This is a genomic window from Glutamicibacter bergerei (genome assembly GCF_054495185.1).
The window spans coordinates 1,581,103-1,600,139 of record NZ_CM137131.1; the positions used below are offsets into that span (position 1 = coordinate 1,581,103).

The window sequence follows — 19,037 nt, forward strand, 5'->3', positions numbered from 1 at the left end:
ACGTCCGCACGATAACTGGTTTGGCTGCTACGCGCCGTCCACCGCTAAGTCAAGATCTTTTGGAATCTTCAGAACTGGCTCCACCTGTCGACGGACAAATGGATTTTATAAGCTGTCCGTCTAGATTCCTTCGGATATTGGGCATAGTCTGGAGCACTACAATCAATTCGTCTTTGGGGGACCGGATTATTGTGCAACGCCGACACCACGTGACTTACCTATTGCCCAGAACCCAGCGAGCGCGATACAGGAAACCGCTGATTATCTGGGCAACTTCCGTGCTGTCCGCACTGAGCCTCACAGGTGCTCTCGCTTGGCCGCTATTGGCTCAGCCAGCAGACTTCAGATCTGGTTCAATACCGGCGGTAATTGAATCCCTGGACTCGGCCAGCTTTCACGACTATCCCATCGTGGTCAGTGAATTTGCGCCGTTGGCGGTCTTCGCTGGCTCTGGCAAAGAACTCGCAATTGATGGGCGCCCCGCAAATATCCCAGTCGTTCAGGTTGGTGACAACGGCCAACTGCATAAAAACGACGTCTCAGCTTCGTTCCCAGGGCAGCAGAAATCCGCGCAGGAACCGGCACAACGCGCATTATTGGCAGGACGAGTTGGGTCTGTGGGCAAACTGCCTGGCGGGCTTCAACTGATGCATCCGGTGACGACCCGGAGAATTTCGAGCCCTTATGGTTGGCGGGCAAATCCTACCGGTGCGGGGAATCAGATCCACATTGGACAGGATTACCCCATTGCCTGCGGCTCCCCGGTCTTCGCCAGCGAATCCGGTCGAGTGCTCGTCGCGGGCTGGGCCGGCCACTCTGGCCTGCGGGTCACCCTCGATCACGGCTATGACGTGCATACCGGATACAGTCATAATTCGAAGCTGCTTGTTCGCGCCGGCCAGAACGTGCAGCGAGGAGAAGTCATTGCTCTGTCGGGCACCACAGGCAACTCCACCGGATGCCACGTGCATTTTGAGGTGCTGAGCGATGGCCGGTGGAATGATCCACGGCTGTATTTGCCTGCTAACCCAGGTCAGCCAGAGGCCATGATTGATTCCACTCGGCTGACTGTGGATGCTAGGAACGCTCCCAAGGCAGAGTCGAAGAACAAGATTGAAAAAGAAAAGAATCCTGATGTGGTGGTGCCAGAGGATGACACGCCGGTCATACCGAAACCGGAACCTACGGTTTCGGCGAAGCCATCTGCTGCTCCGAGACCGCCAACGGTTGCGCCGACACCATCAACTCCTGCGCCACCTTCCAAGTCGCCAAGCGCTGAACCATCAAAAACTGCCATGCCAACATCATCGCCGACACCGAGCAAACCTGAAGAAGTGAAGCCTACGCCGTCTTCGCCGACGCCCAGTCTGAGCACTCCGCCATCGCAGAGCCAGAGCCGGCCGCCTGAGCCCAGTGCCTCGCATACGGTCAGCCCAACGTCTACCACGTCGCCGTCACAGACGCCTTCAGTACATACACCGAGCAGCAAGCCTACGGTGCCCGAAGCATCACGGACGCCAAGGGCTACACCCAGCCCAAGCCTTCAGCTTATTGAGGAAGTTCCGAGTTCTTCCCCGGTAGCTCCTACCAAGCAGACCCCCACCACCCGGGCAACTTCGAGGCACGAAGAGTCCAAGAGTTCAGCATCTTCGGCATCGGCGCAGGCCAGTGAATCCGGCAAGCAATAGTTTTCAGTCGGTGTTACCCCCTAAAACGGGGCGTTGCGTCCGCGCCGAAACGCAGAGACGGTAGGATCGCCGGGCAACCAGAAGCGCCATGGAAACTCGGATCCGCCGGCAACACCGGCGACTCCCACACGTGGACCACTGGAAATCTGCGCCGGGTGATGCAGGGGTGCTTGCAGCGAGAAAGGGGAGGAGAACAGATCCAGTCCATCATGCTCTATCCGATTGACGCCCAGCGACTGAGCCACGTTGCCAGGCCCACGGGCCAGCTGGCGGCCTGGAATTCTGGTGCCGCTGCCTTGGCGTTTTCTGAGTCTTCTCTGTTGGGCAATCTCGCTTCCCTCGATTATCTCGCCCGCGCGGATGAGTACTCCCGAAGCGGAACCAGCTGGCGAACAGACAAAATTGATTGCGTAGTGCATTCCGTAGCTGAAGTACACGTATGCGTGGCCCGGCTCCAAAAACATCGATGCGTTGCGTTCGGTACGGCGGTCCTTTGAATGGCTTCCAGGATCGTACGGTCCTTTGGCGCCTACACCCATATAGGCTTCCACCTCGGTAATGCGCAGGGTCACCATTCCTTCGGCGGAGTCCACAGAAAATTGGGAGCCGAGTAATTTCGGTGCAACATGCAACGCGTCCTGAGTGAAAAATTCGCGGTTCATCTCTCAAGTATTAGCAGATCCGGTCAAAGTGTCGGTTGCCGCTGTGAAGATGCTGTTATCGGATGCATGGGGCATCGGATACCTCGCACCCACAAAGGAACATCAATGAAAAAGCACATGGTGACTTTGGCCAGCTTCTTGGCCTTGCTCTTTGCCCTGACCGCCTGTGGCGTTTCCACCCAAGATTTTGAAGCGTCTCAAGCATCTACCGCCGCACTGGACAGCGAGAAGCAGGCATTGCAGGCGGAACTTGATACCGTAAACGCCCAGCTGGAAACCGTCGAGGCAGAGGCGGCCAAGCTGCGTGAAGCCGAGGAGAAGCGCGAAGCGGAATCGAAGGCGGCAGCAGAGCGTAAGGCGGAAGAGAAAGCCGAGCAGGACAAGGAAAAAGCAGCGAAGGAAGCTGCCAAGAAAGCAGAAGCGGCCAAAGCTAACAAGGCAAAGAAGATTTCCAAGCGTGCACTGGCTCAGATTGTGAAGAAGCCAGACTCGAACATAGATAAGAACGTCATCATCTATGCCAAGGTCACCCAGTTTGATTCGGCCACTGGCCCTTGCATCTTCCGCGCTGACGTCGCCCACGCGCACGTGGGAAAGTACGACTACGAGCACAACTCAATGTTTACCGCCGGTGATGGTCTATCTGACTGCGACATTCTGGATGACGTACTGGCAGATGACATCATTCAGGTCACCGCAACGGTCACCGGATCCTTGAGCTACGACACTCAAATTGGTGGATCCACTACCGTTCCCAAGTTTGAGGTCATCAAGCTCAAACAACTCTGATCATATTTTCATTACTTACAATCGGCTCGGTTCCTGCTCTGCGCAGAGACCGAGCCGATTGCCGTTGAGTGAAAAGACGGAAACCAGCCGGAAACATTTGTGAGCGCAGATTGTTACACGCAAGCGTTGATCGTCACGTCCCCGAAATCAAAAGTGCCTCCTGCCGAAATATCGCTGGTCAAGAATTAGTACTTGAAAGACCAGATTCACTCACCGATACACCTAACACTTTTGAGGAGATGGGTCCCTGATGCAGTTGGATACAGCCAGCTTATGGATCATGATCGCCGCAGCGCTAGTTCTCTTGATGACACCGGCACTTGGCCTGTTTTACGGAGGAATGACCCGGTCCACCGGTGTGGTCAATATGATGCTGATGAGCTTCTCCGCCGCAGCACTGAGCGCCATCGTCTGGATCCTGTGGGGCTACTCGCTCTCTGCAGGACAACCAGCGATTGCCGGAATTATCGGCAATCCGTTCAGCGACATCGCGATGCACAACACCGAGCCAACCGGGCTTCTCACCGCCGGTTTCTCCGGGACCTTCGCGCTGATTTCGGTAGCTATCATCTCCGGAGCTATCGCCGACCGCAGCCGCTTTGCCCCGTGGCTGCTCTTCGTGCCTCTGTGGGTTTCGCTGGTCTACGCACCGGTGGCCTTCTGGATCTGGGGTGGCGGGATGCTGTCAGAAGACGGTTTCCTCGGAAGCATCTTCGGCGAAGCCATCGACTTTGCCGGTGGCGCGGTGGTACACACCAACGCCGGTGTTGCGGCGCTGGTTCTTGCGCTCAAGCTTGGACAGCGTCACAACTTCCATGACCGTCCCCAGCCGCACAACACCCCACTGGTGATGCTCGGCGCTGCACTGCTCTGGTTTGGCTGGTTCGGTTTTAATGCCGGGGCCGCCACCACCGTCGAACAGGCCGGACTGATCTGGATCAACACCATGGGAGCTCCAGCCGCTGCGATCCTGGGCTGGATCTTCGTGGAGAAACTCCGCGGCCAGCGCCCGAGCTCGGTCGGTGTGGCCTCCGGTCTCGTCTCGGGACTCGTAGCCATTACCCCAGCTTGTGCCGACGTGGCACCATGGGCCGCCCTGCTGCTCGGACTGATTGCCGGCGCCGGCTCCGCCTGGGCAGTGAACCTGAAATGGAAGCTCGGCTACGATGATTCGCTTGATGTGGTTGGGGTGCACCTGGTCTCCGGAGTCATCGGTACCTTGTTCCTTGGGTTCCTTGCCCTGCCTACCGAGTCGAACGCCGGCGGGTTGTTCTACGGCGGAGGAATAGGCCAGCTGGTCGCCCAATTCATGACGCTCCTGGTGGTGCTGGTGTTCTCTGCGGCGATGACCTGGGTTATCGCCACGGTGATCGAGAAAATCACGCCATGGCGTGTCTCGGCGCAGACCGAAATTGAGGGTATTGACGCCGCAGAGCACAACGAAAGCGGCTATCTCTGGGCAGAGAACAAAGCCTGAAAAAATCTGAAACTCTAGGAAGCTCGCCGGTGGGATCATCCGCCGGCGAGCTTCTGCATGTTTGGCCGAAGTTGTGAAAATCATGGGAATTAGTTGATTTACTGGCAAGCAGTTTGAAGGTTCCCTAACGTGGCTGGCATCCACAGGCAATCTATTCGAAGCTGGGAACGTGTCATGACAAATCAACCAGAACAGCCATCGACGCCGGCGCATCCGCCAGCACTCTCGGGTCCGGGACAAGACAGCGAAACCCTCACCACCACCCAAGGTGCTCCGGTGAGCGACACCGACCACTCATTGAAGGCCGGCGAGCGCGGCCCCACCCTATTGCAAGATCACCATCTTCGCGAAAAGATCATGCACTTTGATCATGAGCGAATCCCCGAGCGGGTGGTCCATGCCCGAGGGGCAGCCGCTCACGGAACATTTGTCAGTTATGGCAATGCTTCGCAGCTGTGCCGTGCCGACTTCCTGCAACCGGGCAAGGAAACCCGCGTTTTTGTCCGTTTTTCCAACGTGGTAGGTTCCCGCGGTTCCATGGACACGGCGCGTGACACCCGGGGGTTTGCGACCAAGTTCTACACCGAGGAGGGAATCTTCGATTTGGTGGGGAACAATATCCCGGTGTTCTTCATCCAAGATGGGGTGAAGTTCCCGGATCTGGTTCATGCGGCGAAACCGCATCCAGATGTGGAGATCCCGCAGGCGCAATCAGCCCATGATACGTTCTGGGATTTTGTGTCGCTGCATACTCCGGCGCAAGCACATGCAATGTGGCAAATGAGTGACCGGGGGATTCCACGCTCATACCGGATGATGGAAGGATTCGGTGTCCACACCTTCCGGATGGTCAGTGACAGCGGTGAATCTTCGTTGGTGAAATTCCATTGGAAGCCTGCGCTCGGGGTGCATTCGCTGGTCTGGGAAGAATCCCAGCTTGCGGCAGGCGCCGACCCGGATTTTCACCGCCGTGATTTGGCCGAGGCCATCAGCGCGGGCCATTATCCGCAGTGGGAACTAGGTGTGCAGATTCTTCCTGATGATGGCACCTATACCTTTGAAGGCATTGACCTGCTTGATCCGACCAAGTTCATTCCTGAGGAACTGGCCCCGGTCCAGGCCCTGGGAAAGATGGTGCTTGACCGGAACCCGGAGAACTACTTTGCCCAGACGGAGCAAGTTGCCTTCCATCCGGGGCATTTGGTGCCGGGCATTGATGTCACCGATGATCCGTTGCTGCAGGCACGTTTGTTCTCTTATCTTGATACCCAGCTAACTCGTCTTGGCGGACCGAACTTTGCACAGATCCCCATTAACCAGCCGCAGTCGCCGGTCAATGACATGTTCCGTGATGGATTCCACGAACATCGTGTGCCGCAGGGCATTGCCCCATACCAGCCCAATTCCCTGGATGGAGGTTGCCCGTATATGTCACAGATGGCTTCGGGGGAACATCCGCCGTTGGACTTTCCCCAAGCACTGGGGGATAGCGAGAAGGTGCGTGCCGAACCGGCGAGTTTCTCCGATCATTACAGCCAGGCGCGATTGTTCTACCTGAGCCTCACCGCGCAGGAGCAAGCCCACGTGCAGCAGGCGTACTCCTTTGAATTAGGTAAGTGTGCCGATGTTGCGGTTCGCCAGCGGCAGGTGGACTGCCTGACGCACATTGATCAGCAGCTGGCCTCCACCGTGGCCGAGGCCTTGGGGCTCGAAGCACAGCCGGCCCCCGCAGACCTGCCGCAGCCACAGCCAAGTGCCGCACTCTCGCAGATTGGAGAGCGTTGGCCGGTTGACGGGCGCAATGTTGCGGTGATCTTCAACCGGGGTAACGAAGAGCACGTGGCGCAGATTGCCCAAGACTTGACCGGATTGGGAATGAACCCCTTGCTGGTCTCATCGAAAGGCGGACAGGTAGCGGACGGGCTGTCGATTGACCGCACGTATCTGACCGCCCGTTCCATAGAATTTGATGCGTTGGTGCTCATTGGACCGCTTCCGCCGGCCGATGATTCTTCGGTAGCGCTTGATGCGAAGGCCGGGGCACCCAGCGCAGGATTCGTTCCGGTAGATCCGAGGGTGTCGTTGCTGGTCAATGAGGCGTACCGGCACAGCAAAGCCATTATCTGCATTGACGGCCAGGGTGATGGTCTGTTGGATGCGCTCGGTATTGTCGATGATGCTCCAGGGATCAGTACCGTTGATGTTGGTGCGGTCGCCCAAACGGCCGAGGACTCGTTAGCGACGCATCGTGCGTGGGAGAGGTTCCCTATCGCCGAGTAAGGCTCCAGGCATGAAGACGGGTAAACCCTTGACAGGATTTACCCGTCTAAGTGCTGTTCCTGACAGTTCCCGGGGACGGGTGGGTTCGCATCTTACGGTGCAGTACGTTCGAGGCATCGGCAGCTTGGAAGAGAAATCTTTGAGATACGAAAGGATGGGTCGATTATGAGCCATTCGCCTAGCCGTCCTCGCGGTGCTGCGTTGATAGGCCTGAGCGTGATCCTTGGACTCACTGGATGCTCGCAGGCAATTCCCGTGGACCCGGAAGGCACGCTGGATTCGGTTCGCAATGACACCTTGCGCGTTGGACTTTCCCCCAATGATTCTCTAGTGGAAATCAAAGGATCCTCCTACCAAGGAAGCGAAGTCCAGCTGGCCAAGGACTTCGCACAGAGCTTAGGCGCCACAGCGGAGTTCATTGTCGGGGGAGAAGAAAGCCTGGTCAAAAAGCTTGAAGAGGATCAGGTCGATTTAGTGATTGGCGGGATCAGCAGTAAAACTCCATGGTCAAAAAAGGTTGGCATGACCCGTCCTTACACCCAGATCATTGATGAGAAGGGCAAGAAGGAAAAGCTGGTGCTGCTGGTTCCTCCGGGAGAGAACGCTTTCCTCGGCGAACTTGAGTACTTCTTGGATCAGACTCAGGAGATGCCATGAAGCCGGAAGCCGGAACCCACCTGCCCGAAGAGCAACAGCAACTGATGCGCCGGGCGACCAAGCTGGAGTGGGCCAGCATCGGCTATGCCGCGTGCACGATTGCTCTCGTCGCCTTGGTGGTGGGTAATTCCCAAGCAATGCGTACTGCCTGGATTGAAGACATGCTCTCGGTCCTGCCGCAGGTAGCCTTCCTTGCTGCCGGTGTATACGTACGTAAATCACGGCGTCCAACTCATCCCTATGGTTACCACCGGACCATGAGCGCCGGACACCTGGTCGCGGGAGTCGCCTTGCTGGCCATTGGCGCGATTTTGGCCTATGAAGCAATTTCAGCACTGGTCAAGGTGGAGCATCCAACCATCGGCACCATGAACCTGTTTGGCTACACCGTGTGGCAAGGCTGGTTGATGATCGCGATCATGACGATGCTCGCCATACCTGCGGTGATTCTAGGGCATCTGAAAATCAAGACGGCCAAGCCGCTGAACAATAAGTTGCTCTACGCAGATGCGTCCATGGCCAAGGCAGATTGGCAGACAAACGTAGCTTCCATTGTCGGGGTGGGCGGCGTCGCGTTCGGCTTGTGGTGGCTAGATGGCGTGGCAGCGCTGGCGATCTCGGTGGGCATCGTGCAGGACGGCTGGAAGAATACCCGATCGGCTACCGTGGATCTGCTGGACCGCCGGGCTACTTCCTATAACGGAAAAGATCCGCACCCGCTGATCCCGGAACTAGAAGCGCAATTGCGGTCCTTCGGCTGGATCAAGGACTGCGGGATCAGGGCCAGGGAACTGGGCCAGGTCCTGCACGTCGAAGCGTTTATCGTTCCAGTAGCCGTGGACCTGACCATGTCCCAAATCCACGAAGTGCAAGCTGCCTTGGAAGATACGGATTGGAAAGCCTATGACGTGGTGGTGACGCCGGTACTTGAACTACCGGACTTCTTTTCTCAGCCGCGCGAAGTGAAGAAATGAATCCTGCGCGGTCACCGATGCCAGGAAATCGGACCCCCGGAGCCATGCTCCGGGGGTCCGCAACGTTTCCGCAACGTCAGGTCAGCAGATTAATGAGCTCGCGCCTAGTCGGAGCTCTTACGTGTGCTTTCCATGTCTGCGTAGACCTCAAGCAGCTGCAAGGCGCGCTCGCCGGCTGGTCCTTCTGATCTCAGGCCTTTGCGCATATTTTCCAGCGTGCTTTCTCCCTGCGGGAACGGCGCCAGCAATGGAACATTTGGATCGGTATGCATTTCCAACAGCATGGGGCGGTCGGATGCCAAAGCCTGCTCCCACGCGTCGGCAATCGAGTCCGGGTTGGAAATGCTCAGAGCCGACAGACCCAGCATTTGTGCGTATTCGGCGAAGGGGAAGCCTGGAAGATCCTGGCTTGGCCGAAAGCGTGGCTCGCCTTCGGTTTCCCGTTGTTCCCAGGAGACCTCGGCGAGGTCCCGGTTATTAAAAACGCAGATAATGAAGCGCGGGTCCTCCCACTCTTTCCACAGCTCGGAGAGTGTCACCAATTCGGCATTGCCGCTCATCTGCATTGCCCCATCCCCAGCCAGGACAACCGTTGGGCGCCGCGGATCTCGCATTTTCGCCGCCAGCCCATAGGGGACGCCAGCGCCCATGCTGGCCAGGGTGCTGCATAGATGCGCCGGCACTCCCGGTGGCAACCGAAGCTGCCGGGCATACCAATACACGCAGCTTCCCACATCCACGGCTACCTGCGCCTCGGGTGGGATCAACCCGGATAGCTCATGCACTACCCGTTCCGGGTTGATGGGATGTGCCGGAGTCATTGCGCGCTTCACCGCCACGGACCGCCACTTGGCCACTTCCGCACGCACCTGATCACGCCAGGGCTTGCGCTGCGCAGGCGCCGGGGACAACCGTTCTTCCAATGCTCGCAAGGTATGTGCGGCATCGGCAACTAATGCCACGTCTACCGGATACCGGTTGCCCGGACGCCGGGCATTGATATCAATCTGAATGGCCTTTGCCCGGGCACCTGGCGGATAGAACTCGGTCCACGGATCATTGGACCCGACAATCAGCAGCAAATCGCAGGCCTCCAGAAGGGCTGCGCTTGCGGTGCTGCCCAAGTGGCCCATCACCCCGGCTGCCTGCGGCCAGGATTCGTCAACATAGGGTTTGCCCAGCAAACTCGTGACAATACCGGCATCCAGAAGCTGAGCCACGGAGTGAACTTCTTTTGTCGCACCGCGCGCGCCCTGGCCCACCAGCATCACGATTTTCTCGGACTCATTGAGCAGCTTGACCGCTTGCTTCAGTTCCGGCTCCCGGGGTACCACCAACGGCGCTTCCCACACCACCGCGGTGGGAATCTGCGCGTGTGTGGTTCCAGGCTGTGCAGCGTCGGCTTGCTGTACGTCGTGCGGCACAATCACTACCGCTGGACCGGAGGAAGCCAGAGCGGTGCGGATTGCCCGGTCCAGCACGAGGTGCAGTTGCTCTGGCGCGGTAATTTGCTCGCAATAGACCGCAACGTCTTTGAACATCGCTTCCAGATCCAATTCCTGCTGGTATCCGCTGCCTAAGGCGGTGGTGTTCTGCTGGCCGACAATGGCAAGCACCGGCATTGAATCCAATTTGGCATCATAAAGCCCGTTGAGCAGATGCACGGCGCCCGGACCTTGGGTTGCAAGCACCACTCCCAGATCCACTGCCGCGTTTTGGTCTGCCGTGTGCTCATCGGCGTACTGCCCGAGCCCGTATTTGGAATGGGCCACGGCCATGAACGCGGCATTTTCCTCGTGCCTGGCTTGGACAAAACTCATGCCGGACTCGCTGCGCCGCAGGGCACCGAGTATCGGATTGATTCCGTCCCCGCTGTATCCAAAGAGCCGGGTAACACCCCAGGTGTGCAATCGTGCGATAAGTTCGTCGGCCACGCTCTGGCTGCTCATGAATCTGTGTTCCTTCTGGCTGACTGGGTTTCTCTGGGCGGCTATTCGCCTGACTGGGTTGGCTCTGGCTCGTCCGGGGTAGCTGCAGGATCATCGGTAAAATTCTCGCGCAGTGTCTGGTTCAGTTCTGCGGAAGATTCGGTGGCTACGGCAAGCGGATCGGTGGCTTGCTGGTCTTGGGCCATGGCCTCGTCGCTGCGCAGCGGATCGGATGCCTCCAAGGTCTGCGGGGCATCGGAGGAGCCTTCGGAGACCGGTTGGCCGTCGCGGCCATCTAGTGGTTCATCTTCCAGACCCTCTTGGTTCACGGCTTGGAATTCTGCTTCGTTGAACGACATTTTTTACTCCTAAGATTGAGGATGGACACCGGATGCAACCCGGTTAGCTGGTCAATGTACTAGATGCGCTTGCCGCGTGACATCGCCTTGAGCAAACTCCCAGTGTCTACCGCAGGCTGGCGGTGCAGTACTTCCAACTGGTGCAGCGTGGTTTGTTCAAAATCCGGGTCTGCGGAGGCTACGGCCTGACTGGCGATGGCTACGCGGTAGTTCGCTGCAAAGGCATCTGCCGCGGTGGCTGCGATGCAGGAATCTGAAGCCACTCCGGCCAGAATCAGCCCTCGGATCCTGTGGAACTGCAGAAGCCCGTCCAGACCGGTTTGCCAGAAAGCGCTGTCGCGATGCTTGACGACTTCCACCGCGCGGGATAGGTCCAGTTCAGCAAGGTTGTGAGTCTGCACTGTTCCTTCAAAGAGGAATCCTTGGTCATCTTCGAGCATGCTCAACGTCCAGGTCGATTTATCGCGCTGGTGAATGGTGCGGATATTGACTATCAGCAGATCATGAGCACGGGCTTCGGTCAGCAGCCTGTTGCACTGCCCGGCCACCTGCTGGCGCAGCTTCGCCAGTTCGGCAGTCTCGAAGAAAGCATTTTGCATATCGACAATGACCAGCGCCGGACTTGAGAAGTATTCTGGTTTCCACAGGCTCATTGTTTACTACCTTGGCTTCAGATATAGCTGACGATGGGGACAGGAAATTCCTGTCCCCATCGTCAGTGGGTTCTCGTTAATGGGTCTCACTAGAGTCCCGCGTCACTGCCACCGCGCGGGTGGTCAAGACTGCTTGGACCCTTGATCATCCTGAACAGGCCCCAGATGGCCATCAGTGCGCCCCAGGCGACACCTATCCACATCGGGGAGAACGACCTGTCAGCATTCTGCGGGATCAGCAAGAACGACAAGAAAAAGGCCAAGATGATCAAACCGCCAATCAGCAGCCCCAATCCCAGGTGTTTCCTGCGGGGAGCTTTTTCAGGCTGTCGCGAAGTCATGCTGGTACTCCTTACTGCCGGCTATCCGGCATCAAATCGATTGGGATCCTCTGCTTCTTCAGCCGTGGATTCCCCGTCTTGGTCCGGGTCAGAAATCGGTCCCCGGTGAACCACGTTCTTTTCCTCCGGTTCGTCCGTCGGACCGGAACTGTTACCGTAATTTGCGCGTTCAGTCATCGTTGATACCTCGTTTCAGGCAATTAGCTGTCTCGGAGCATGTCTATTAGTTCGTTCTTGCGTTTGTCTGAGTAGTTTTCCAGGCCGATTTCCTTGGCTCGTTCTTTGAGCTCCTGAACGGTCCAGTCCTCATAGCTGCCGGACTCACCACCGCGTTCGCCCACTTTGCCGCGGCCATCGCGGGCCGCGGCGTTGGCAATCCGAGCGGATTTCTGCTTGGAATTGCCCTCGTCGCGGAGCTCTTCATAGAGTTCTTCATCCTTGATTCGGTTGGAACTACTTTTCTCTGCCATCTCTTCTCACCTCTCTGCTGGCGGGGATCGATTGGAAGAACCTGCCAGGTACCGCACACGCTAGGCTTCCGCCGGACGCTTCGCCAGTGCCGGCGCTTTTCTTTATGGTAAATCCCAGAAACTCGGACTGCACTGGGTATATGGCCTAGCACAGTCCGTCTTTTGGTGCGTGTAAAAGCAGAAAAATCCAGCTAATTGGGGGAGGTTTCCGAGTTGCTGGATCTTGAGTGGGGACCGGGCAAATGGCATTCTGAGGCTACAGCTGGACAGCTGAACAGAAGGTCCGCATTCAGCACGCTAGGGAAATCATTGGCCAATGGCCCACTGAAGGGAGAGGAACATGAGTACCTTCGGTATCGAAGAAGAATTCTTCATGATCGATGCGGAAACCGGGCTACCGGCCGAACCGGATCCCAACCCGTTCAAAGAACTGCTCGACTCGCAGCGGCGTGGAGAGGTGCAGCATGAGCTGCTGGCTTGCCAGCTGGAGTACGCCAGTGCCATCTGCGAAGACAGAAATCAGGCGCTGGTGGAACTGCGTGGTTTCCGTTCTGCTTTGGCCCACCAAGCCGAAGCGTCTTCAATGATTGTCGCCGGGCTCGGTGCGGCACCAATGATCGCGCAGAAAACTCCGACGGTGACCGATAACGAGCGATACCAAGACATCCATGCGCTGCTTCCGGGAATCACCTCGGAGCATTACATGTGCGGACTGCATATTCATGTGTCCATCCCTGATCGTGACGCGGGGGTAAGGGCATTAAATTTCCTGCGGCCGTGGTTGCCGTTATTCTGCGCCCTGGGCGCCAACTCGCCCCTGTGGCACGGAGCGGACAGCGGATTTTCTTCCTGGCGCACTATCCACTACCGCAAATGGTCCGTTCAGGGGATCCCCCCGCATTTCAGCGACGCATTGGACTACGAGAGTAGGCTGCGTGTGCTGGTCGACACGGAAGCAGTCCCTGATCAAGGACATATCGGATGGGCCGTACGGCTTTCAGAAACCCATCCCACCATTGAGCTGCGCGTCGCAGATTCGCAATTGCGTGCTCATGACTCAGTTCTCATTGCCGTACTGGCCCGGGCGGTCGTGGATACGGCGCTGAAACCCGGGGCAACGTCCTACGAGTATCTTCCTGAAAGACTGGACATTGCCTTCTGGCAGGCTGCCAAGCATGGGCTTACCGGAAACCAGATCAACCCCGGTGACGGAAGTACCGTCAGCAGCAAGGACCTGATGAGCCGGTTGTTGCGGCTGATTGAACCGGCGCTGCGAGAGAGCGGAGATTATGACTTCGCCGTGCACTCCCTGCGCAATATCTTGGAAATGGGAAACGGCGCAGTCCGTCAGCGGGCAGCCTTTGAGCGTGGTTCCATCAGCCATCTATTGGCCAATGCCCATAGTGAAATGCGTATGTAGTGCTGCCGATTGCGAATGATCAAGCTGGGAGCGCCCGAAGAAAACCGCTACCGGGGTTTCCCTGCGACGGATAAAGGTCTAGAAAAGAAACACCAACCAGAAAGGAGTGCTTCCATGGCTCTCTGCGACACGTGCGGTAACGAATACGACAAGACGTTCACCGTGACGAGAGGCGAACAGACAAAAACCTTCGATAGCTTTGAATGCGCCATCCACCTGATGGCACCGAGCTGTGCCCATTGCGGGTGCCGAATTCTAGGCCACGGGGTGGAAAGCGGCACCGGAATCTACTGCTGCGCCAGTTGCGCCCGCCATTCGGGCGAAGCTCTACTTGCAGACCGCGCTTGAGCGGCCTCGGGCAGCAAAAAGTACGTGGGACCAGTTCATAGTGAACTGGTCCCACGTACTTTTAAAGCTCAGCGTCTAAGGCTTACGCGTTTCTGCGCTGATGAACCAGGCCTGCTGCTCGAGTAGGGCAATGTATTCATGCAGGATGTCGGCGGTGGTTGGGTCTGCCTCGTCCACCGGATCATGTACTTCACGCATGACGCCAACCGTTGCTTCCAAGGCCTTGACCACGATATCTACAGCGGTCGTGGTGAGGATTTCACCATTGGTTGGTTGGTCCAGCTCCGTGTACTTGGTGATGGTGGCTGCCAGTCCGTCTGGGGTCACATGCACTGCACGCATGCGCTCGGCGATTTCATCGGAACCTCGGCGGGCAATGGCCACGATCTCATCGAGGTTCTGATGCAGGTCGCGAAAATTGGGCCCGACGACATTCCAATGAATCTGCTTGCCGACCAGCTGCAGGTCGAGCAACTGGATGAGCACCGATTGCAGCGAGTCGCGCAGAACTGCCGGGGCAATAAAGCCTCCCTCAGCATTTTCCTTGCGGGTCTTGCTTGCTGGAGTGTTTTTTGTGTTCGACATATTTTTCTCCTTTGCAGTGAATCTGACATGTTCGGCGGTGGTCCCGAGGGGACACCAGCTAAATTGGACGCTACTACTGATGCCCTGTGGGTGTAAAACAGCAAGGGAAATTCTCACCTCGCTCCAAGCTTTGCCCTGCGGGCGAAAAATTCATTCAGATCCGTGAAAACTGACCGACAACCTTAAGCCCCATCAGCACCCGGCCGGAATCTGGGAAACCGCCGCTTCCATTAGCTGGCAGTATCCGGATAATGCTGGCGGACAGGTAGAACCAGCCGGTATCGTCCACCGCAGTACGTTGCCCCGAATGAATCCAAGGAGAAACATGGTGCATGACCCAGCCCCTAACGATCCAGTCGAGCAGAATACTTCCCAGACGGAGAACACGGACGAAGAAATCTTGCAGAACGAAGAACTCGTCCGGGAGTGGGAAGATGAGTCGTTCCCGGCCTCTGACCCGCCAGCGAATTTCTAGCCAGACTCCAGCTCCGGTAACCGCAAGCTAAAGGCAGCGCCCTTGGGGACGCTGCCTTTAAAGTGCTAGACCCTTGGAATACGGTTAACGGGTCTCCAAGGAATTGCGGTGATCGGGATGCTGGCCGCGCCGTGTCAGCAACAGGCCAAGGGCCACCATTCCTACGCCGAGGACCAGATGAAGCCAATTATCTGCATCGTTGAGCGGGATGAAGTTGGCTGCGCTGTCAAAGTCGATGATCAGCCCGTAAATCCAGAGCAGCAGATAGATGATTCCGCCGACCACGAGGTAGCTTTTTGCCGCCGGGATGCTGCGCGCCATGATGAGTCCGGCAATGCCGAACAAAAGGTGCACTGCGTTGTGCAGGTAGGAGACTTGGAAAATCCCGAGGAGCTTCGCCTCGGAATGGTGCCCTGCTCCTGAAAGCGAATCGTAGTTTGTCGTGACTCCCGGAATGAATCCCAGGACGCCGACGAGGAGGAAGACTATGCCTATCAACAGAGCGGCCTTCTCCACCGCAGATCGGACATCAGAGGGGGTGTTTCGTGTGTTCATGGTGGCTCTCCTTCGTTCTTGATCAGCAACAGAACGGATGACGCTCACGCGCCGCACGGTGTTTTCCCGCGTGTCAGACACGCTAGAGGTCTGGAGCGCGCGCGGGAAGCAAGAGCCTAGGTGCACAGGAAATACTCAGGTTTCAAGGATTGCCGGCAGAAGGGTGTTTAGGGCCGGGGACAGTTGTCTACGGTAAATAGCTGAGGCCCGTGGCGCGATTCTGGGAATTCATCACTGGTGCGGCGGTCGCGCCAGCCTGATTTCTCCACGTAATGCCATCACACTGCGATGGCAGTGTATTGGCTCTGCCGGGATTTTTCACAGGAAGCGTTGTCCCAGCGCTTCGACGAATGGACAGTCTCAAGGGAATCTGTGGATCTCACGCGAAGCCGATGCTTGCTACTTGGCGGTGCGAGAATGACAGAAGGCCATAACGAGTAAGTGCAAAGACGAAAAGGATTCGGAAAATGAGCAGAAATCATCTGCATGTGCTGGTCAAAGACCCCGGACAATGGACTGTTTCCCTCGGCGGACAACACGTGACAACGAGCAAATCCCAAGCAGAGGCCTACCAGCAGGCGTTGGCCAAGGCTGAAAAACTCGGAGACGCGGTGATCTTTGTCCATGATGACGAAGGAGAGCTGGAGTTCGAGGAAACGTATCCGTAGCCTGCCGTAAATTTCTGCAGCTGCGATGTCGGCACTAAGCGTTCGCAGCACATTGCAGGGCTGTCAGAGGACCCACACGTCCGCCAAGGAATTACTTCAAGGTATGCCGGATAGGGCGCTGGGTTGCCCGGCTCTGCTTCGACAGTTCGCTTGGGCTTGGATGGTGAAAGCAGTGTCCGTAAACCTGAAAGTCAGCTGAGCGTCCCGGTTTGTAAACGTGGGCTTTCGCGTTGCCACTCGTGAACTGACGCCAGCGGGGGAGCGCATTCGTAGCGGGTCCTCAAACTCCGTGTTCTCAGGCATGAAGAGCGGTTGAAGAGGGCAGTGCCTGCAGCCGCCAATAGTCCGCTACCGTGCAAGAGCGGATTTGGCAACATGGATCCGGTCTTGCGAAGTGGTGTAACGAATTGATAACTTGTGTTTACTGACTTGGACTTTTGGAATTTGTTGCATGTGTGGACATCGCGTGGCTGCAAATCCAGATTCTAATCAGACACGGTTTTCCGGAGCACGGGAACAGTGCGGCGTAAAGGGAGCACTCGAAGAGTTACGAACAAATATGGAGGTAGTGCACGTGGCGGGACGTATTGTGAGGTCGAAAACTGCCGAACGAGTAACTGAACTCTTAGGTTCCCGTGAAGGACGCAAGCACTTGTCCCAGTATGGCTGGGTTGAAGGTATGCCTGTGGTGATGTCCGAATCCCAAGAGGCACTTGAGGACGTGATGGCATTGGTATCCGTGCACGGGCGGGCAGTGCTCGTTGCCATGCTTGATCCACGCAGTGCAGACCCGTTGTTCTTGCATGTTTCAGCTCCGAACCCGGCGCTGAGCATTGTGAACAGTGTTGCGCAGGGGACCAGCATCGGCGCGCTCTTTGAGGCGGCCGAACACGAAGGAATGATGACTTTCCGGGTCAAGTACTGGAAATACAGTGCCGTGGCCCACCTCATTCCGGCCTATCGGGCAACTGCCACAGAAGCACAACTTTCTTACAGGAACTAGATGCCGCTCTAGCCACCTCGGCGCGGGAGGCCGCTGACAAGCATTGCCACCAAGTGGGGCATCTGCCTTCGGGCCGATGCCCCACACTGCTTAATCCGGAGTTTAGTGAAGACCAAGAAATTTTGAGGCGCCGACAAGGGCCGGCATACTGAACCGGTCCTTGTCGGAAGTGCATCCGCCAGCCTCAGCTGCGGCCGGCGAACATCGGCTTAGCGGTTTGGCCCGTCATCCAAGCCGTCGGTTTCAATACGTTCCTTGCGCAGTTGCTCATCGATACGCTCGTCCTCGACGACCGTTTCCTTGTCCAAGCGGACCCGCTCGACGGGAACGGCTTCCTTGTCAACCACTGGACGTTCGGCATGGAGCGTGACTTCCTGTTCCTCGGAACCCAGATCGCCACCTGCCACTGCGTCCGAAGCCTGCGCCCCGGTAATCGGCTCGCGTTCGAGCCTGACCTCTTCGTGGCTGACGGGAACGGTTGTGGTCACGTCCTCGGTCACTACGTGCTTGCGCAACCGGACCTTGCCGGTCTGCACCTGCTCGGTGCCCACACGCAGCTGTTCTTCGGAACGGATCATGGACTGATCGGCTGCTGCAACTTCATCATCGAGACCTGGCCGCTGCAAATATCCGGTGGAGGCATCGCCTGCAGTAGAATCGGTGTCGACGCCGATTGGTTCCGCGAAGTCATAAGCCCGGCCGTAGTACTCGAAGAGCTCCTGCTCCTCGGAGGGGCTCAACTGTGTCTGGGCATCGACTCGCGGAGCCTCCTTGACCGTCTTCTTGTCGAAAGGAACATTCAAGGTGTCTCCGGCAACGCTGGCATCGGCCAGCGGGACAAAGTTTTCTGACAGGCCGAAGAACCCGGTGTTCACGGTAACCCACTCAGGTTCACCGGTCTGTTCGTCCAGGAAAACTTGGCCGAGCTTTCCAATCTTCTCCCCATCGTTTCCGATGACGGTGCCGCCGATAAGGCTTAATTCGTGAAGCTGGTCTGTGTTGATCATGAGTTTCTCCTTCTGCTGCGTTCGTCAATGAAATCATCAAATCCAAACAGCCTGACCGGCTGTGGTGCCGGACTGCTGAAGCTGCGCCTCGATAGGGGCGTGACTCGAGAAAACTTCTCTCAGGCGGCCATGACGTTGCCGCGCTGAGTCGACTATTGCATGGAATGCAAATGAGGATTTCCAAGCTTGTGCCTGCATACCCGCAAGCTCCGCAATGCCTGTGAATCTCGCGGGTATCCTTACATTGGCCACTGGAACGACTCCACAATCCGTGCGGTCAGGCGAGTGGCTGGTAGGTTCAACCGTCGGGAAAACCTATGGCACCTGTGTGTGCAGGATGCAAGATTCTTTCAACCGGTCCACCGGATTTGTTCCCTAAGGCGTCCAGCCCAAACGGCACTGAACGGTGCTGATCCGCATTCCCAGCGAGTGCATAGCTGTGCCCGCGGAGGCCAGCTCTGGAGCGGCTGGAATCCGACGTATCTGCGCGATGCCAGATGCCGAGACCGCGATGAGCACCGGACCACCCTGGATAGAGCCCGGCCACAGAGTTGATTCTGCGCTGGATCAAAAATCCCAGCACAATCCGAGGCAGGAAAATCTGTCTATTTTGAAGCGTCAGTGCCGTTTGAGCCGATTGCTTGAGCCGGAATTGCCGCTGGCATGAAACATCTTTCAAGGAACGGAAAAACTGCTTG

General features: G+C 57.2%; 21 protein-coding genes. 10 read left to right on the forward strand and 11 right to left on the reverse strand.

Going from position 1 to position 19,037, the window contains the following annotated elements; genetic code table 11:
* The first annotated feature begins 278 nt into the window (after nucleotides 1-278).
* Nucleotides 279-1,688: a M23 family metallopeptidase gene (locus tag ACX5K5_RS07165; RefSeq protein ID WP_459175329.1), complete on the forward strand. Its 1,410-nt coding sequence runs from the start codon at nucleotides 279-281 to the stop codon at nucleotides 1,686-1,688.
* Between the two features lie 20 nt (nucleotides 1,689-1,708).
* On the opposite strand, the gene ACX5K5_RS07170 is transcribed toward ACX5K5_RS07165, so the two are convergent.
* On the reverse strand, nucleotides 1,709-2,350 hold the full coding sequence (locus ACX5K5_RS07170; RefSeq protein WP_459175330.1) for a DNA-3-methyladenine glycosylase: 642 nt from the start codon (nucleotides 2,348-2,350) through the stop codon (nucleotides 1,709-1,711).
* A gap of 105 nt (nucleotides 2,351-2,455) precedes the next feature.
* Here ACX5K5_RS07170 and ACX5K5_RS07175 point away from each other — a divergent pair, with 105 nt between their 5' ends.
* From ACX5K5_RS07175 to ACX5K5_RS07195, 5 genes are all read left to right on the forward strand, one after another.
* Complete coding sequence (locus tag ACX5K5_RS07175; RefSeq protein ID WP_096254957.1) at nucleotides 2,456-3,139, forward strand: hypothetical protein; 684 nt, start codon at nucleotides 2,456-2,458, stop codon at nucleotides 3,137-3,139.
* Between the two features lie 250 nt (nucleotides 3,140-3,389).
* Nucleotides 3,390-4,616 (forward strand): ammonium transporter, encoded by a 1,227-nt coding sequence (locus ACX5K5_RS07180; RefSeq protein WP_346060094.1) that lies wholly within the window; start codon nucleotides 3,390-3,392, stop codon nucleotides 4,614-4,616.
* 174 nt (nucleotides 4,617-4,790) lie between these two features.
* The gene (locus tag ACX5K5_RS07185) at nucleotides 4,791-6,896 is read left to right on the forward strand and encodes a catalase (RefSeq protein WP_459175331.1); all 2,106 of its coding nucleotides are present in this window, start codon (nucleotides 4,791-4,793) and stop codon (nucleotides 6,894-6,896) included.
* A 165-nt stretch (nucleotides 6,897-7,061) separates the two neighbouring features.
* Nucleotides 7,062-7,553 (forward strand): transporter substrate-binding domain-containing protein, encoded by a 492-nt coding sequence (locus ACX5K5_RS07190; protein ID WP_443449921.1) that lies wholly within the window; start codon nucleotides 7,062-7,064, stop codon nucleotides 7,551-7,553.
* Nucleotides 7,550-8,527 (forward strand): cation diffusion facilitator family transporter, encoded by a 978-nt coding sequence (locus tag ACX5K5_RS07195; protein WP_459175332.1) that lies wholly within the window; start codon nucleotides 7,550-7,552, stop codon nucleotides 8,525-8,527. The genes ACX5K5_RS07190 and ACX5K5_RS07195 overlap by 4 nt, the downstream gene beginning before the upstream one ends.
* 104 nt (nucleotides 8,528-8,631) lie before the next feature.
* Here ACX5K5_RS07195 and ACX5K5_RS07200 read toward each other — a convergent pair whose 3' ends face one another.
* From ACX5K5_RS07200 to ACX5K5_RS07225, 6 genes are all read right to left on the reverse strand, one after another.
* Nucleotides 8,632-10,476, reverse strand: a complete 1,845-nt coding sequence (locus ACX5K5_RS07200) for a thiamine pyrophosphate-requiring protein (RefSeq protein WP_459175333.1) — start codon at nucleotides 10,474-10,476, stop codon at nucleotides 8,632-8,634.
* A gap of 41 nt (nucleotides 10,477-10,517) precedes the next feature.
* Nucleotides 10,518-10,814: a hypothetical protein gene (locus ACX5K5_RS07205; RefSeq protein ID WP_188685452.1), complete on the reverse strand. Its 297-nt coding sequence runs from the start codon at nucleotides 10,812-10,814 to the stop codon at nucleotides 10,518-10,520.
* A 59-nt stretch (nucleotides 10,815-10,873) separates the two neighbouring features.
* Nucleotides 10,874-11,467 carry a cysteine hydrolase family protein gene (locus ACX5K5_RS07210; RefSeq protein ID WP_188685454.1) on the reverse strand — a complete coding sequence of 198 codons (594 nt, stop codon included), beginning with the start codon at nucleotides 11,465-11,467 and terminating at the stop codon, nucleotides 10,874-10,876.
* A gap of 89 nt (nucleotides 11,468-11,556) precedes the next feature.
* Nucleotides 11,557-11,808, reverse strand: coding sequence for a hypothetical protein (locus tag ACX5K5_RS07215; protein ID WP_096254964.1), 252 nt, complete (start codon nucleotides 11,806-11,808; stop codon nucleotides 11,557-11,559).
* 21 nt (nucleotides 11,809-11,829) lie between these two features.
* Entirely contained in the window at nucleotides 11,830-11,985 is a 156-nt protein-coding gene (locus ACX5K5_RS07220) for a hypothetical protein (protein ID WP_188685456.1), read from the reverse strand.
* Nucleotides 11,986-12,008: 23 nt separating this feature from the next.
* Nucleotides 12,009-12,278: a DUF7218 family protein gene (locus ACX5K5_RS07225; RefSeq protein ID WP_096254965.1), complete on the reverse strand. Its 270-nt coding sequence runs from the start codon at nucleotides 12,276-12,278 to the stop codon at nucleotides 12,009-12,011.
* Nucleotides 12,279-12,618: 340 nt separating this feature from the next.
* Between ACX5K5_RS07225 and ACX5K5_RS07230 the strand changes: the two genes are divergently transcribed.
* A complete protein-coding gene (locus tag ACX5K5_RS07230; RefSeq protein WP_459175334.1) occupies nucleotides 12,619-13,698 on the forward strand; it encodes a carboxylate-amine ligase in 1,080 nt (359 codons plus the stop codon).
* A gap of 423 nt (nucleotides 13,699-14,121) precedes the next feature.
* Here ACX5K5_RS07230 and ACX5K5_RS07235 read toward each other — a convergent pair whose 3' ends face one another.
* A complete protein-coding gene (locus ACX5K5_RS07235) occupies nucleotides 14,122-14,631 on the reverse strand; it encodes a Dps family protein (protein WP_096254968.1) in 510 nt (169 codons plus the stop codon).
* Nucleotides 14,632-14,785: 154 nt separating this feature from the next.
* Entirely contained in the window at nucleotides 14,786-14,965 is a 180-nt protein-coding gene (locus ACX5K5_RS07240) for a hypothetical protein (RefSeq protein ID WP_459175335.1), read from the reverse strand.
* Here ACX5K5_RS07240 and ACX5K5_RS07245 point away from each other — a divergent pair.
* Nucleotides 14,957-15,106: a hypothetical protein gene (locus ACX5K5_RS07245; RefSeq protein ID WP_170947773.1), complete on the forward strand. Its 150-nt coding sequence runs from the start codon at nucleotides 14,957-14,959 to the stop codon at nucleotides 15,104-15,106. The two genes, ACX5K5_RS07240 and ACX5K5_RS07245, sit on opposite strands and share 9 nt — an antisense overlap.
* Before the next feature lie 84 nt (nucleotides 15,107-15,190).
* Here ACX5K5_RS07245 and ACX5K5_RS07250 read toward each other — a convergent pair whose 3' ends face one another.
* Nucleotides 15,191-15,661, reverse strand: a complete 471-nt coding sequence (locus ACX5K5_RS07250; RefSeq protein WP_188685458.1) for a DUF4383 domain-containing protein — start codon at nucleotides 15,659-15,661, stop codon at nucleotides 15,191-15,193.
* A 467-nt stretch (nucleotides 15,662-16,128) separates the two neighbouring features.
* On the opposite strand from ACX5K5_RS07250, the gene ACX5K5_RS07255 reads away from it, so the two are divergent.
* On the forward strand, nucleotides 16,129-16,329 hold the full coding sequence (locus ACX5K5_RS07255) for a DUF2188 domain-containing protein (RefSeq protein WP_188685460.1): 201 nt from the start codon (nucleotides 16,129-16,131) through the stop codon (nucleotides 16,327-16,329).
* Nucleotides 16,330-16,903: 574 nt separating this feature from the next.
* Nucleotides 16,904-17,332 (forward strand): hypothetical protein, encoded by a 429-nt coding sequence (locus tag ACX5K5_RS07260; RefSeq protein ID WP_188685649.1) that lies wholly within the window; start codon nucleotides 16,904-16,906, stop codon nucleotides 17,330-17,332.
* Between the two features lie 209 nt (nucleotides 17,333-17,541).
* Here ACX5K5_RS07260 and ACX5K5_RS07265 read toward each other — a convergent pair whose 3' ends face one another.
* The gene (locus ACX5K5_RS07265; protein ID WP_459175336.1) at nucleotides 17,542-18,339 is read right to left on the reverse strand and encodes a DUF2382 domain-containing protein; all 798 of its coding nucleotides are present in this window, start codon (nucleotides 18,337-18,339) and stop codon (nucleotides 17,542-17,544) included.
* Nucleotides 18,340-19,037 lie beyond the last annotated feature (698 nt).